We start from the raw sequence: 16208 nt of genomic DNA on the forward strand, positions 1-16208 counted from the left end.
ATACCGTTCAGGACGTTCCGTCACACGCTTTCTTTCATCTTAAAACTGGATAGTTCGATGGATCCTAGAATCCGCATTTGCGACGATAGTTCTAAAGATGTGATTGTAATTCTTAAATCTAAGTTATGAAATGTATTGGAATTGATGTAAGCAAGATCAATTTTACGGCTGCTTACCCGACAGGAAGTGCTTATCGTTTGCAAGTCTTTGACAACGATAGCAAAGGTATTAAAAAGTTCATCACATCAATCGGTGATGGCGATTACCATTGCGTTCTAGAAGCTACAGGCACTTATAGCGCGCTATTGGTGTACATGATCCAAGAAGCACAGATAGCCGTTTCTATGGTTAATCCTAAACAGATCAATCACTTTGCTAAGATGATGCTGAGTGTCACAAAAACAGATAATCTTGACGCTAAGTTAATTGCGATGTACGGTGAAAAAATGAAGCCGGCTATTTATAAGATTCCAAGTCTAACCATTCAAAAACTACGTCAGAAACGAACTTTGCTCCGGCAATTTAAAAAGCAGTTACGTATGCTTTTGAATATTCATGAATCGTTTTCAGTCCTACCCAAGGTCGATGAAAAAGTCAATAAGGCTTTAAAAAAGAGTATTTATTTTATTGAAAAACAAATACGTGAATTGAATCTTGATATGATTGCAGTTACACGGAATGAATTTTCAAGACAACTTGAGCATCTGACATCCATTAAGGGTATAGGGAATGGAGTTGCTACAGCGCTTATAATGGCGACCGGTGGTTTTACGTATTTTGATTCAGCTAAGAAATTTGCAAAATACATAGGTGTATGTCCAAGTTGCCAGCAATCAGGAACATCTATTAAAACCAAGGGGGTAATCACTCGTCATGGAGATCCAGAGCTTCGCTCGCTACTTTATCTCGCTTCCTGGTCAGCAATACGTTTTAATACGTCTTGTAAGGAATTGTACGAGCGATTAAAAAGTAAAGGAAAACCAAGTAAAGTAGCTTTAATGGCTGTCATAAATAAACTTTTAAGACAGGCCTTTGCAGTCATCATCTCCGACACAAGCTATCTTGATAATTATGCCCTTTCTGTAAGTGATTAAATTAAAAAAAGTTTGCAAATTAACATAGTTCGTCCTGAAAAAACCTTACAGATTTAAATATTAGTCCGGAGTCGGACATTACAACTATCATTCTTAGTCCTAAGAATATATTACAAGTATAGCGAACGGAATTTCTATTCGAAACAAATACGGATTTTGTGTGAGGGGACTACTAGATGGAAATTGTATTTATACGGGTAAAAAAGACCGATAATGATTCCACAACATAAATCTTTCATTAGCGGCTAACTCAGCTGGTAAAGCTGGCCTATTTCCATCATATACAAGCTGAACCCATTGTGCGATTGTATCATTGGGCTGTTTACTTGTCCAATCTCTTAAGAAGGCTGTGGCTTCTACTGACTTTCCTGCTTCCCGCATTGCCCACACACTGATCAGGTGATTAGGGGAAGATTTAATTACACCACTTTCCTTATCGTATAGCTTATAAGAAAGAATTTTATCTAATATTACTTTACTTTCTTCTTTTTTACCCATTCTTGAATAGCCTAGGAAAGCTAACCAATCCGCTAATCTTTCATCAATACGATCATCGAAGGGTTTGCCAACACCAAGATTTTCAGGCCATGTTTTAGACTCTTCAAGGTTCTTTATCGCTTGTACATATTTTTTACCTTGCATCAGTTTTAATGCATTTAAAAGAAGCGCATGACGGAATATGGTTTTTCCTTGACCAGACCCTTCGAAAGGTAAGATGGTTGTACTCCTTAACACCTTAAGGCTCTCTTCATACCTCCCATTGTTCATCAATTGTTTAGCATATAACATTTCAATAGAGAAATTACCTTTAAACTTTTTATTGGCTTTTATTGCAATGGCTAAGGCTTTCTTTGGATGATTAGCCATATCCTCATGCTCGATTAATTGATAACTGGTTCTCCAGTCTTCAGGAGACAATTGATAGGCTTTACTCAGATCTGCTAATACCTGGGCGGGATCATCATTCCATACCGCGGCTCTCGTGGAATAGAAGGGTCCATAATCGGGGCGCTGTCCAATTTGCTTTAATAATTCTTTCGACTCCTCCTGTCTTGCCACTGCCCAATAATTAAGCGCTAAATAATAGCTAAATTTCCAATTAATGTTTGCAGCAACTGCCCATTCCAATGCTGCGACCGTTTCCCTTCGATATGGAAAAACAAAGGCCGGTGATGAGTTCGCTACGGCATTAAGTAAGGAGGCATCTTGTTTCATGTAGGCAAGCCATATGGAAATCAATGGGTTTGCAGGCGCTTTTTGAAGCAATTCTATCGCTTCTGTCCGGGCTCCTATTTGCGAATAGAACAAACTCAATTCCAGGAAAGTCTGGAAGGGAAACTCATTCTTCATCCCTGAAGCGAACGAATCAAAGCTGGATGAAGAAGGATTCCATAAGTAAGCTTCATACGCTACAAAATGGTTTAAGGGGTAAATTTCTTTTAAGCCATTCAGAATTCCCAATGCTTTCTCTTTATTTCCGGTTTTTCGATAATTTACGGCCAACGCTTGTAAAGCACTCACATTAAACCTATTAAAATCTAAGGCTTGTTTTGCATAATACTCAGGGGTTTCCTTTTTATTCAAAAGCATTTCTATTTCCGCCATTTGTGAATAGGCAGCTGTTCGAAATTCAAGTGAACGTGCCGCCCAACCAAATGATTCCATCGCATCTATATAATCTTTGGTTGCCCGATATACATTTCCTGCCTGATAGTTAGCAGCAGGGTGATAAGTATCCACTAAAAGTGCTTTATTGATGTACACCAGTGCTGAATCATATTGAGCACTTTCAAAATAAATTTCCGCCAGGGCGGCCATTGCATTGATATGAAAAGGATCTATACGCAAGCATTCCTTAAAACTAACTTTAGCTTTTAAATTATCTCGAAAAGCCTTAAAATCTCTTCCTTCATCATATAACCAAGAGGGACTCGTTTTGTCTTTTGGGGTACTTTCAGTCGCGAAAGGTCTTTTAAGGCTATGGGTATTTTGCGATCTGAAATCCAAATCCATACCAACGACTTCTACTTCGTAAGAAGCAGTATTATTCCAAGGCACTTTTACGGAATGGACGTCCATCGGTTTAAAAGACAGCTTTGCTGTATGAATTACTTTACCATCTGCCTTCACGATCAGTTGGGTTTCGGCAAAAGCTAAGGCATTTATACCAATCTCTAAAGAACCCGGATTTTCCGTAACGTTCAAAACCCCCATTTTCGAGACCTCTTTCATCCCACCTATTTCTTTTACCGGAAACCAAATCTCTTTCCAGGTATCGGTTGCACCAGATTGAAAAGCATTTTGTCGAATAGGTCCGTTAAATGAATCCGGCGCATATTGATTAAATAATCTACCGGCTTGAAACTCGATATACTGACCATCCGAATCAGTTAACAGCTCCTCCCAAATGCCGCCTTCTCTTGCCAGTGACCATAAGAACAATTTCCGTCCGGGCATCTCCGTATTCAGTGCCCAATGTCCAAAACCAAATTTAGCATCCTGGTAATAACCGCCCATAAAATCTGTTGCTCCAGTGATATGGTAAGATTTGCTGGAACCGAAATTATTCCCCGAATATTTGGATAGGTTGTTACCTGATTTATCCTTAGGCCAAGGCTCAGCCTGTCCATTATGCTCCAGGTAAGTGTTTCCTGGAAAAAAGAATTCTAAATCCGGAGATGCTTTTACCGCTCCCGTCATCCAGTTATAATAGGACTGGGTAGTTGGGGTTGGATTATACCAATTTACATTCGTTTCAAAATAGGCTTTATCTTTAGGTAATCTTATTTCAACAGCCCATTGTGTACGGGAAGTTAGATCCAGGTTTCCGACGATACAGCTTACACTGCCATCTGCATTCTCTACGACTTTATAGTCTACCGGAGCAGCTGTAGAGGGCGTATGGCCAATGATTCCAAAGTTGAATTCTATCCCCCCTGATGTCCAGGGACCTCTTAAAGAGATGTCTCTAAATTTAACGACCTTATTCTTATAAAGAAACTCCTTCCCTGTTGATTTTTCAATTGCACCCCATACTTTTCCTCCAATTTGAGGAAGCACATAGACCTCGATATAATCGTTTTCTAATTTTACTACTTTCCATTTTTGCGTTACACTTTTTGTGGTATAGCCATCAAAGAGATGATAAGGGTATATTTTTGTCTTTCTCGCTTTCGTAAATGCCGGTACAGGGTTAGGGTCACTATAAGGATAAGTGGTTAATGTTCTCTCCTCCTCCGTGATGCGGGCTTCTTGTGCCAAAACCAGTTGAGGCAAGAACCAAATGGCCAATAACCCTAGCGTAATTTTCGAAGTGAAGTGTTTCATCGGTATGTAGTTTGGGTTTTAACTGTGATGAAGCTAATTATTTTCCAAGCAAATCAGTAATCTTTCCATCCACCTTATTATTACCTAAATCTACACCTATTACCCTTTCAAAAACAACTCTTTTTTTACTGCGATGGAATGCCGGATAGGCAGTATTGGTCGTGATCCTATTATTCCTAAATACGATTCCATTTACCGACTTGGCATAAAGTATAGGCTGATCAAAAGTGTCGAACTTGTTGTTTTCTATCCTTATACCAGCATGAAAGTAATTTTTCTGACCTTTAAGATCAGGTATTTCAGGATAAATAGAAATAATAGCACTGGTAAATTGATACATACTGGTTAAGGCATTGACAAACGTATTGTTGCGGATAGTAATATCTCTACAAGACCCCGTTTCGTACCAGCCGTTGCTGTCGCCACACAGCACTATGGCACTGCCCGAGGTATGATCAAATAAGTTATCCGCTACCAGTGTTGGTTTTGGGGTACTAAATAATGCACCCCTTGCTCTATTATTGCGTATGGTATTACCCGTAAAAACCACCGATGGTGTCCATGATAAATTTTCTATCCCAATATCCGTTTTTGATGGATCAATCTCTTCGGCCAAGGCTTTTGTAAATTCAATCTTAAACTCTTTAATTGGGTTAACGGCACTCGATTTTATGGGTGTAATCGCTGCAATGGTATTCTTCGTATCCCATAAATCCATTGTTTTAGATTGAATAAATTGAACAGTATCTTGTAAATTCCCCCAGTCAAAACCATAAGATTGTTCATGCATATACCTGGCAATCACTGTGCGATCATCTAACCGTTTTATCATTTTAAGATAGGTTCCATGAATATTAATCGCATCGTCCATCATCCCTTCATACAAACCGTTTTTAGAGATAATTACCCCTTTACAACCCGAAAAATGCGTGGCATCAGCTTGGGTCGTAAAATATCTCGGGTCATTTTTACCCCTCAAACTCACCCCAAAGCCGTCCATGTAAATATTTTCTGTGAGCTGGGCCAGTAGCCCCATTCCCTCCGCATAATGAACCTTTACATTTTCAAAATGGATATCCTTGCCTTTATGCACAAAAATACCGGGCGCAGGACGGTACCAGCTTCTCATCGCTATCACTGTTCCGGGAATCAGTTTTTTATTCATCCAATGATGCGCCTTTATTCTCCCAGGTGAAAGTTCACTTACCCCTTTAGTACCCACCGCGATATCTCCACTATTAAAAATGATGCGTTTAGTGGAATTTTCAAAGGCGATACCTGCGATCGGGTGCATCTCCCAGCCTTCACCCAAATTGTAAAAGGTACTGTCTTTTATTTTATAACTCACCCAAGGTGCAGTTTCAAAGATAATACTGCCTGCCAAGGTATCGTTGGTAACCACCTTTACCTGGGTTATTTGTGGTTTCTCAAAATCAATACTCAAGTTTTTGATTTTCACATTTGTACTTTCAATTAATGCTAAGGGCAACATCCGACCATGAAACATCAATTCAGCTCCATTTCCATTAAGCGTAATGTTTTTGAAATTTTCTATTTCAATCCCTACAATCTTTGGGTTATCCTGATCATGATTGGAGATATAGTATTCTCTTTTAAGGGCTCCTTCTGGATGAAAGTTATACTTCCCTTTTTGAAACTGAACAACAACTGCTTCATGAACAGTCGTTTTACTTCTAATTTCTTTTAGTAATTTCCCTAATAAGGGTGTGATGTTTTTCCCTGTGTTGGGTTTTATTCCATAAGCTGACAGCTTATATACTTTAGTACTTGTTTGCGCTGTTAGTGGAAATATTAAACTAAAGCTCAATAAAACCAATAAGGTAATTTTTTTCAAGGGATTAATTAAAGGAGGATACATGAATTTAAATAGGGTTCATCCAAAAGTAGTAATTCCTTGTATTCTAATTTCATGCTGGAAAGTAAATATTTTAGCCAAATTGGGCAAGCGTTATCATAGACACCTTTATTTTTTGAAAGCTTTTTCAAACAAAGATTCTGACCAGTTAATACATGGATTTGAACTCAGCTCCATAAAACTTAGTTCTTCCTTGTATTGTAAAATGAATGATGTCGACTTAGGTAATTTGCCGCAACGAGAAATATTACTCCAGCTATTTATCCAACTTTCTTCGTCTCATACCTATCCACTGCAATCTTTAACAATTCAGCATTCGCATAAATATCATCGACCGATTGAATTTCATATTTTACTTCTTTTTTGTTATCGTCCAAAACAGCAATAAACTTTCTGTTTCCCAGATATAATCTGCAGATTGTTTTCCTATTGTTATCATCCAACAAAACAGCAAAATACGATTGAGCATCTCTATAAGTTATTCTTTTAGAATCAATAAATTCCCTTAAAATTGATTTAACAATATAGAAGCCTTCCAATTCCTCTTCTGTAGTAATAATATTAGAACTCGATGCGTCCGGTGTCCCAGAATCTACTTGCACTGCTTCTTTAATTTCTTTTTGCTTCTCCTGATTAAGTGCCGATTTCAGTCGATCACTTATTGCATCATTAATTAATTGATTAAATGAACGCTTAATGATTGGAGTAAACTGATCCTTAACTTTTGCAGTAAGTACTCCTGGATAGATTTGTTTGGTAAAAAAAGTAACAAAGGGCTCTGAAGGTTGAGCGATCTCATTATTCAATAAAACCTTAAGTTCATTCAAATATTTAAGTTCACTAGCAGTGTTTGTAATATTATCAACATTGAAATAAGATTTGTGAAACTTTTTAAGCTCTAAGATTTCAGCTTCTTTAATCTCGGTCAACTTAAATTCAAAAAATGGTGTACTGTCCATTTTATTCTTTTCAACCAGATCAGTATAAAAGCGATAAACAAGCCCATTAGTTAATAAACCAAATTTTGCCTTTGTCGTGTGGAAATACCTAAACAATTGAGAATTATGCGGATCAAGATTTTCCAAGTGGTGTTTACACTCAATAAGTATACTTGGCTGTCCATCCATCATAATGGCGTAATCGACCTTTTCCCCCTTTTTGATTCCTAAATCGGCAACAAATTCAGGATTAACTTCAAATGGATTAAAAACATCATAACCCATAATCTGTATAAATGGCATAACAAGTGCATTTTTTGTAGCCTCTTCAGTTTGAATCTGAGGAATCATTTTATCTACTCGAGCAGCTAACTGCGCAATTTGGTCTTTGAAATCCATATGTTGGTTTTTATTTAAAATATGTTAATGAATACTGAAATTTGATAATACTGGTTTTAGAATGAGAAATTGCTAGTAAAATGACACGAAATTAACAGCGGTGCTTTTAGATGGATGATGCCTATGTAATATTTGATGAAATGCATAAGCATGCAAAGAGGGAAGATTATTCATGATTGAGAGTTAGTTAATTTGTCTTCTAATGCATTAGAGAAAACATATTATCTCAAATTTGGTAAAATTATTTAAAAAAACAAGATATTTCTGCAAAATAAAATAATAAAGAATTAATCTTGTCTCATAAATTCTAAAATCCAGTTTTGGCAACCACTTTATGAAATACAATCCATGAGAATTTCACCATTTCTTGCGTTGAAAAGTTGATATAATAAAAAAAGATATTAAACATTTTGTCTGCTGTGAAGAACCAATTGCCTCACCTTGCCCTATGTTTTCGTAAAGTCAACATGGTTCCTCATCTCGCGTTTTGCATTCCACCACCAATTGGCCCCCCTCATCCATTTTTAGGTCAATATTGTTGTGATGGACAATGGTATGCTTTTTCCGCCTGAGAAGAACTTGGCAGTTGGTTTTTTTAATCTGTAGCATTCTTACCGTTCATGCAAGTGAGTTCTAATTAAAACGAACTGATAATTATCTTGAATATTAATCTATTTTCAATCATTATTCCAGACTATCTACTAAAGTAGGTTCAACAACCTCCACCGAATCACTATAATCATTCTCTGGACTAACCACTTGATTGTCATTAGTGGTATATTCTTTTTCTTTTATCACCTTCAAAGACGGAATATCATAAAGAACATTATAACATTCGCAGGATCCTCCTTGACAAAAACAATTCTCCATTTCCAAAGTATACCCTAATTCCGATATTCCAAATTCTAGTTGTACAGGCTCACCCCATGCACCCATTGCCCCAACCCAGTTGATAATATGATTATCCAGCTGCCAAGTCCCGTTTTCATAAACAAAATTTGCAATGTCATAATTGGGAGAACATGCATGATACTTGTGCTTATATCCTACATCTTTATCAAATGGATAAGACACTAAAACAACAAAAACCTTTTGCTTTCCCAAGTTTTTATAATAAAAAACCCTATGAACAGAAGTATGAAAATAATTTGATGAAGGATTAACATTATTCATGATTCTAACTATCACTTTCTTCGAAAAACCGCCATGTTCATTAGTTGTAAATTTTCCATTTGGGTGTAAAGATGTCCAAATCTCCTGCTCTTTTATTGTAAAATCACTTAAAGTGTCCACTAAACTAGGGTCATAGTCATTTTGTTTAAAAGTTGGAGAAATTTCCACACTTTGTTCGTTTTTAACTGATTTGTTTCCATTTTTGATATAATACAGATAAAAATAAATTCCAGCTAAAAAGAAAAATAATAGAGACAAAGACACTGAATATATTAAATCATTCTTTTTCATTTTCAAAAGTTAATGATGTTAATTAGTATAAAAACTTGCGGTAGTGGCGCCATAGGTTGTACCGTAAGCGTTAGTTGCGTATGCCTTTACGTAATAAGTAGTGTATCGAGTTAAACCGCTAATACTTTTAGTTTGTGTGCCCACCGAAGTACCAGAGACCAAGGTTTTTGACGAATTATTTAAATTCGGATTACTGTAACTACTGCTATACACGAAACCTTTTTCAATGATGGTACTCCCCCCATTATCGCCTATATAACCATTTAATGTGGCATTTGTGCTTCCTACTGAAGACACCGAGTACGTAGTCACCCCTGTTGGTGCAGTAATTGCAATAGTCGTAAAGGTTACCACAGAGCCATAAGTAGTTCCGGCCTCATTAGTTGCATAACTTCTTACATAGTACGTAGCACCGCTTGTTAAATTTATTGGAGAGCCATTAAAGCTACCAACTCCAGTACCCGTCTTAATAATAGACCCATTAGTTAATGTTGGACTATAAATACTATTACTATATACAAAACCTCTATCAGAAATATTCCCTCCCCCTGGGTTTCCAATATATGCACTAAAATATGCTGATGTCGAATTTATATTACTTACACTATAGGTAGTCAAACTACTTGGTAAACTTGGCAAACTTGTTTTGAAAGAATACGCTGTTCCATAAGTTATTCCGGCTTCGTTTGTCGCAAAAGCTCTTACATAATAAGTTGTATTAAATTGCAAATTATTGAGACTAGCTGTAAAACCACCTAATCCAGTCCCACTATTAACGACTGATCCATTACTAATTGTCGGACTTGAAGTTGTATTACTATAAACTACGCCACGTGCAGTAATTGATCCACCACCATCAACAGTAACAGAACCTCCCGTAGAAGCGGAAGTCATCGTAATATTTGATGGAAAAGTAGTGCTCACATTACTTGGTAAGGCTGGTAAAGAGGTTCTAAAATTCATAACAGAACCATAAGCAGTTCCTGCGCCATTGGTTGCAAATGCACGAAAATAATAAGTCGTATTAATTTGCAGGTTTGAAACTGGTGCTGAATAAGTACCCGTACCATTTCCTATATTTATAGCAGTTGAATTACTAATTGTAGGCGTTGTATTAATACTACTATAACAAATTCCTCTAGTAATTATTGGCGAACCGTTATCTTCAGCAACAGAACCTCCAAGTGTCGCTGATGAAGGTAAAATTGAGCCAGCACTATTAGTTATAATTCCAGTAGCCAATACTGGTGATGCCGTTGTAAAAGTCAAAACTTGGCCATAAGAAGTTCCTAATTCACTGATTACAAAAGCACGGGCATAATATTTTGATCCAGCAATTAACTTTGTTAGTGAGGTTTTAAACTTATTGTCGACTAATTCTCCTATAACCTTATCATTATTGATTGTGGGTGTGTTATTTGTAGCACTATAGCAAATCCCTTGGTTTAGGATCTTATATCCACCATTATCGATAATGCCACCACTAACATCCGCTGATACTCTGGTGATATTAGATGATTCAAGCGTCTGTACCTGTGCTACATAGCCTCGTTCGGTATTGAAGCTTGTGATTTCACCATAGGCTGTACCATATTTATTTTTCGCAAAAGCGCGATAATAATAGTTGGTAGACGGTTTCAACCCTTTGACATCGAGTTGATAAGGGCCAGTCTCCAAAACTCCATACCATAAAACTATATCATCGGATGTAGTCGGATTATTATTGGTCGAATAGCAAAAACCAATTTCAGTTAAATCAGCATTATTTTTTGTGTTTACTTCACCTACAAAAGTGACTTCATTTTTTGTAATTAGCTGTGCTGCAGAAGTTGTTACAGCTACTTTATTATGTTGATTGAAATCAAACTCATCCTTTTCATCACAGCTAATAAAAAAACTTAGGCTGATGAAAATTAAACAAAGTATGGAGTTATTTTTTATGCTATTATACATGTTATTTAATGTTAAAGGTAATACCAACAGTGTATTCAGGTTTGGCCAATTTGCTATTTGAAATCTGCCTATCTATATCGATAAAAGACGCCCCTCCTATTAAATTAATGACATTTCCAGCGCGCAATGTAATCCCACCATACCCTGCGATATAACCTGTTTTATCAACACCTGATTCATTTGCATAATCATTTCGATACAAATGAGAATACATTCCATACCCCCCGCCAATATTAAAAAACAACCATTTGGTTAATTTAAAATTCGGCCCTAATAATATTTCAGTTTTGTTGGGTTGAGATTCTCCCGTATTAGAGTAATGCTCAACTAATTCACTATTCGTTTTCATACCATAACGGAAAGTGGCGAAAAAACCTACAGCACGCCCGCCCGTCTCAAAACGTAATCCATATGGAGCTAATTCTCCATATTCATAACCTATGCTTGTGAACATTTTTCTGTTTGCTTTACGAATAATGGCCTGACTTTCTTTCTCCTTCTTTTTCAGCATAGCATTATACGCTAATTGGGTTTTAGGATATTTGTTAAACAAGTCAGCCAATGCTGTTTTGATATCATTTGTATTTGAAAGATTTTGATCCGAATATTTTGTTAGATATCCTTGTAAAGCAGATTTAACATTAGTAATGTCAATGAAAGTATGTGCTTTATTAGTAACCAATCTTTTATAATGTGACATGGCTTGGTAATAAGTAACTTTCATTCTTTCTATTGACCCTTCTGAAAAATCATTAACAACACTAATTACCTGTGTATAATCAGACACTTTATAGTAGTTATCTATTGTATTAAATTTCTGTTGCACTTCCAACAATTTCAACTCAAATTGCCTGGCATCTTCCATTTTCTTGAATTCTTCAAGTGATTTTGGAAGCTTTGAGTAAATATTGAAAATTGCCTGCATCTCGGCTTCACTTAGTGTAGAATCAGAATTAATTCTTAAAGCTAATGACAAGTTTCTAAGCTCTTCAATATCCTTGTAATTTTGATGAGAAGCATGTTGTAGGTTATAATGCTTAATTAAAAAATCGTAATATAGGACCGAGAAACTATTATAGCCCATAGATCGCGCATTTTGAATAGACGTAAGCGTCTCGTTATAATTGCCGTTTTGATAGGAAAGCCTAATTACCTTTAATAAGTTTTCGTGTTTTACCTTTAGTAATCGTTGCTCCTCTTCCAATCGCCTCTTTTCATATTCAGAAAAGGTTTTGGGATAAGTGTTCATTTCCTTGGAGATTTCAAGTGCATCAGCTAACCATTTTGATTTAGGATAACGCTTCATAAAAATCCCGCTTCTATCTCTCAATTGGTTTATACTGGTAAAAGAAGGATAATCTTCTTCCGCTAATAGCTTATGGTAATTCATCAAAGTTAAACGATCAACGAGTTCTTTGGACTTGTCTTTTGCGTTAATTTGTTTCAGTAATCTTAAAGACTCTTGGAATTCTTCCTGATTATAAGCACTGTTTGCCTCTCTCAGCAAAATGTCAGTTTTGTTTTGAGAATAACCACAATGGATTATTCCCAACAATAGTAGGGTAAGTATAAATTTCATGGAGACGTTAATAGATGATATATTATAGAATAAATTATTTTTTAATACCGATGGGTAGTCTATGTTTACTTCAACATCTCCAGACTCCAATCCAAGTATCCATCGTGAAAATTTTGTAGTCTTTGTAATTCGGTGTTTTGGGTAATTAAGACTGCTCTTTTATTTCGAAACAGTGCAGTAAGATTAACCTTTCTTTCTAACTCAGCCTTTAGAACTTCGAATTGTTTATCATCAAATTCAGCAAAGCCCTGATTGATTAAGGAATTTACTTTTTGAGGTAAAGTCAGCGTATAATACCTCAGCGCTTTCAGATTCGACTTTATATCCTGATACTCTTTCTTATGGCCGAATGTGCCTTCCATGTGTGAAATTAAGTTGTCTAGCTCCCCTTGATCTATCGGATCTGCTTGAAGCATGGAATTTATTCGTCCCATGGCCAATTCCTTATACTTTACATTAAGCTGTTCAATCAACATATTTTTAATATCCTTGTTAAATAAACTTTGTGAGGCACCAGAATTAATCTCAATTAAAAGATTGTTATATTGCTTAGGACTAAAATTCGTTTTTGAAAATTCTTTTATTTTACTTTCCAAAGTCTGATGACCATTCGATTTTTGCTCAATAGGTGCATTTGTTGGTCCAGAGGTAAGTTCTGCCGCACTAAAGACCTTCATACCTCCAATTATTAATAGGCCAATTCCCAATGTAGCGCCTAAAAAATAGAGACCTCTATATTTCTGATTCATAGGTTTATTAAGGTTATTTAGTGGTATTCAATTTCGTAGTGTCAATTTCCTTAGCAGGTGTTTCCGACTTAGCTTTCGTCATTGGTTTCGTAGTCTTTTCTTTATCACCATTTTTATTTGGCGTTGGATTTTTTGCCCCTATCTTCTCAACTGCCGTATTTTTGGTTGAGATTGCGGAGGATGTTGAGGTACTTTTTTCATCCCTTAGCTCGTTTTTATCCTTTGATTTGCTGTGATTTTCTACCGGAATTGGAGTTGAAATAACATCTCGGAGTTCTTTTTTGAAGGCATCTATGAGTTGATCATCGTCTTTTAGCAATGAGTCAACATCTTTCAGTGTCAACTTCTTTATTGTTTTTTTATCCCTAGATATAAAGTAGTTCCAGTTTTTAGATTTACCATCATATTTAAAGACGTAATCGCTTAACTGTCGTTCCTTAGATATTAAATGAACGACATCTTTAAAGTTGGTATCTATTTGGATATTAAATTTATTCTGATCTCGAGCGTTAAAACCCTCAACATATTGGATCATAGGCACATTAACACCAATCACATCATCCATATAAGGTCTTCCAAAATAGCCTCCTGCAATTCCTAAAGCAATCCCTAAAACCCAGGGTAAGATTAAATTGTTTGAACGCTTATTATGTTGACCTGATTGATTACTTGTTTTAAAATTTTGAAGTGGAACCAGTGGCTTTTGAATCACAACTTCCTTTTCTGATGGGCCTACAGTAATTGATTGCCTTTCATGTGCAATTTTATACTTTACTTCATCCAAGGTTCTACACACGAGCACAAACTGCTCCGTACTTACTGAAAAGGGTTCAGTGTTGACATTTAAAATTAGATGTTGTCTATGCGGATTTGAAAATTGTATTTCTTTAATTTTATCCCAAAAAGTAGATAAAGGTTGAAATCCAAACTGTCTTGCTATTCCATCTGATTGAGCGGATTTATCATTCAAAAAATAAACCTTCTTGGCATAGCTTAACTTTAGGTTATTGAACAAAGCATTTTGACCCTCATTTAAATTAATAAATTGATAGTATACAACCTTTTCTAAGTCTATTTTTGGAGTGATCCAGTGTTTTTTCTTAACATCCTTTACAATTTCACTTAAAATCGCATCGTAATTTTGATTGTTGAAATTATTAGTGTTAACGTGGTTTACATATGGTCGGGCCACTTTACCTAAATTGACAAATACATTTTCAATAAATTCATTCTGGTTTACAATTAAACGAACTGCATAAAATCCATTTCTCTTTGCACTATCTTTATGACTTGTATTTATTATTGAATAAACCAAATAGCGTTCTGTCCGTTGTATTGAATAGCAAAATCCTTGATTAAACTGGCCAACTTCATTGGTTTCATCAAATGAAATATGAAGTTTTCCTAATTCTTGTTTATTTAATCCTGGAGAGATGTAATCATAATCTAATCCATTTGAAGTACGCTCGATAACGAGACTAATTTTATTGGTATATTGGGGATTTTCCATAGTGTCTTAAAATAATTTTTTCCAGAACGCACCACCTTTAATGACAAAACTGTCATCTAACATATTCTTCACTAGTTCTTTTGGATACGTTTCATCAACCTGCCTAACTATCTTTTCGTAGACAAGTCTTCCTATAGAAAAGGGCAATACTTTAATTTTAAATTTATTTCTAGACTGCTCGCGAGCCGATTTACAATTTTCCAAGAGTGATAAGAACTCTTGGTTCATATAATCGAAGGCCAGGTCACTTTCCGAGCGATCATCAAACTGATAGCGGGTTTCTTTTATATAATCAAATTTATTGACTACGAAATACACCGCATCGGTATTCTCCAGAACATTGGCATCTTTGAAAATGGATAGTATATTAGTATAAGCAATACTCTGGTCTAAAGCATTAAATAATTTTGCATCTTCAAACCGTTTGTCATGTGACATTGCATCGAGAATAAAAACAAGCAATTTCTTATTCCTACTTTTTATATAGTTAATAAACTGTGGTAGTTCAGAATTATCGAAACCTTGATTAAAAATCTTTTGATAATTTTCACCGGGTACCTCAACAATATTGAAAGGATGACTAGTCCCTTGTGGATCTTTCAAAGAGGTTGCAATATAATTGTAACTTCCCTCACCTGTACGAATGGGTAAAACGCCATAATCTAGGTTACGTTTCAGGGTTTCCAGATACCTGTTCCCATCAGGATTATAACTATCGTGCATTAAAACGCCGTGTTGATTTGCATATTTGATCAAACTTGCTAAAATCGTTGACTTACCAGAAAAGGGCATACCAACCATAAATACATCAGTCCGGCCACTTTCCATTGCAGGCAAATCTTCTATTTTCTTGAAGATCGTAATGGCCGATGCACTTGAGTAGAACTGTAGCGATTGTATAACCCGTTTCTCTACGCCTAAATTCTCTAAATCATCGAATGAAATTTGATTATCGTTGATAAGTTCTTTAATATCATCCGCTGAGATATCATTATTTTTAATTCGCTCTAAAACTGATTGCTCCGGCTTACCCTTACTCCGTGTCTCTAAAATTGGTAAGGATGGTAAACCTGGTATATTTGGTGGCAACAGGTTGTCATTTGCTAAATCAAGGCCTGGAATGTCAGGAGGCAGAACGATTCTCCCATTACGTTCATCATCCAGCAACTGCAACTCGTGTAGTTTATTGGCGCTTAATCCAAATTGATCAAATTCGTCAATATTAATGTATCCTTCAATAATAGCCTGATCTAAAGATGCAATGGGAACTAAATTGCAGTTTGATAAGATATTTTGTTTTTTATGTTTATCCATTTTTA

General features: G+C 35.9%; 10 protein-coding genes. 1 reads left to right on the forward strand and 9 read right to left on the reverse strand.

The features are described 5' to 3' along the window. The first annotated feature begins 125 nt into the window (after positions 1 to 125). Complete coding sequence (locus WG905_RS18315) at positions 126 to 1094, forward strand: IS110 family RNA-guided transposase (protein WP_339593212.1); 969 nt, start codon at positions 126 to 128, stop codon at positions 1092 to 1094. A gap of 189 nt (positions 1095 to 1283) precedes the next feature. Here the strand turns inward: WG905_RS18315 and WG905_RS18320 are convergent, their stop codons facing one another. From WG905_RS18320 to WG905_RS18360, 9 genes are all read right to left on the reverse strand, one after another. Beyond that, a complete protein-coding gene (locus WG905_RS18320; protein WP_339593213.1) occupies positions 1284 to 4421 on the reverse strand; it encodes a DUF5107 domain-containing protein in 3138 nt (1045 codons plus the stop codon). 37 nt (positions 4422 to 4458) lie between these two features. Next, entirely contained in the window at positions 4459 to 6276 is a 1818-nt protein-coding gene (locus WG905_RS18325) for a right-handed parallel beta-helix repeat-containing protein (protein WP_339593214.1), read from the reverse strand. 281 nt (positions 6277 to 6557) lie between these two features. Next, positions 6558 to 7634 (reverse strand): type I restriction endonuclease, encoded by a 1077-nt coding sequence (locus WG905_RS18330; protein ID WP_339593215.1) that lies wholly within the window; start codon positions 7632 to 7634, stop codon positions 6558 to 6560. Positions 7635 to 8318: 684 nt separating this feature from the next. Continuing rightward, a complete protein-coding gene (locus WG905_RS18335) occupies positions 8319 to 9098 on the reverse strand; it encodes a hypothetical protein (RefSeq protein ID WP_339593216.1) in 780 nt (259 codons plus the stop codon). An 18-nt stretch (positions 9099 to 9116) separates the two neighbouring features. Continuing rightward, complete coding sequence (locus WG905_RS18340) at positions 9117 to 11051, reverse strand: hypothetical protein (RefSeq protein WP_339593217.1); 1935 nt, start codon at positions 11049 to 11051, stop codon at positions 9117 to 9119. A gap of 1 nt (position 11052) precedes the next feature. Then, complete coding sequence (locus WG905_RS18345) at positions 11053 to 12630, reverse strand: hypothetical protein (protein ID WP_339593218.1); 1578 nt, start codon at positions 12628 to 12630, stop codon at positions 11053 to 11055. Between the two features lie 65 nt (positions 12631 to 12695). Continuing rightward, the gene (locus WG905_RS18350; protein ID WP_339593219.1) at positions 12696 to 13379 is read right to left on the reverse strand and encodes a hypothetical protein; all 684 of its coding nucleotides are present in this window, start codon (positions 13377 to 13379) and stop codon (positions 12696 to 12698) included. Positions 13380 to 13392: 13 nt separating this feature from the next. Beyond that, positions 13393 to 14889: a hypothetical protein gene (locus tag WG905_RS18355; protein WP_339593220.1), complete on the reverse strand. Its 1497-nt coding sequence runs from the start codon at positions 14887 to 14889 to the stop codon at positions 13393 to 13395. Positions 14890 to 14895: 6 nt separating this feature from the next. Then, positions 14896 to 16203 carry a TRAFAC clade GTPase domain-containing protein gene (locus WG905_RS18360; protein ID WP_339593221.1) on the reverse strand — a complete coding sequence of 436 codons (1308 nt, stop codon included), beginning with the start codon at positions 16201 to 16203 and terminating at the stop codon, positions 14896 to 14898. Positions 16204 to 16208: the final 5 nt, after the last annotated feature.

It is taken from the genome of Pedobacter immunditicola (assembly GCF_037482985.1).
GTDB lineage: Bacteria > Bacteroidota > Bacteroidia > Sphingobacteriales > Sphingobacteriaceae > Pedobacter > Pedobacter immunditicola.

Bases quoted from the DNA above. Each gene is read 5' to 3' on its own strand.
- WG905_RS18315 (WP_339593212.1), top strand. From the start codon at position 126: ATGAAATGTATTGGAATTGATGTAAGCAAGATCAATTTTACGGCTGCT.
- WG905_RS18320 (WP_339593213.1), bottom strand. From the start codon at position 4,421: ATGAAACACTTCACTTCGAAAATTACGCTAGGGTTATTGGCCATTTGG.
- WG905_RS18330 (WP_339593215.1), bottom strand. From the start codon at position 7,634: ATGGATTTCAAAGACCAAATTGCGCAGTTAGCTGCTCGAGTAGATAAA.
- WG905_RS18335 (WP_339593216.1), bottom strand. From the start codon at position 9,098: ATGAAAAAGAATGATTTAATATATTCAGTGTCTTTGTCTCTATTATTT.
- WG905_RS18340 (WP_339593217.1), bottom strand. From the start codon at position 11,051: ATGTATAATAGCATAAAAAATAACTCCATACTTTGTTTAATTTTCATC.
- WG905_RS18345 (WP_339593218.1), bottom strand. From the start codon at position 12,630: ATGAAATTTATACTTACCCTACTATTGTTGGGAATAATCCATTGTGGT.
- WG905_RS18350 (WP_339593219.1), bottom strand. From the start codon at position 13,379: ATGAATCAGAAATATAGAGGTCTCTATTTTTTAGGCGCTACATTGGGA.
- WG905_RS18355 (WP_339593220.1), bottom strand. From the start codon at position 14,889: ATGGAAAATCCCCAATATACCAATAAAATTAGTCTCGTTATCGAGCGT.
- WG905_RS18360 (WP_339593221.1), bottom strand. From the start codon at position 16,203: ATGGATAAACATAAAAAACAAAATATCTTATCAAACTGCAATTTAGTT.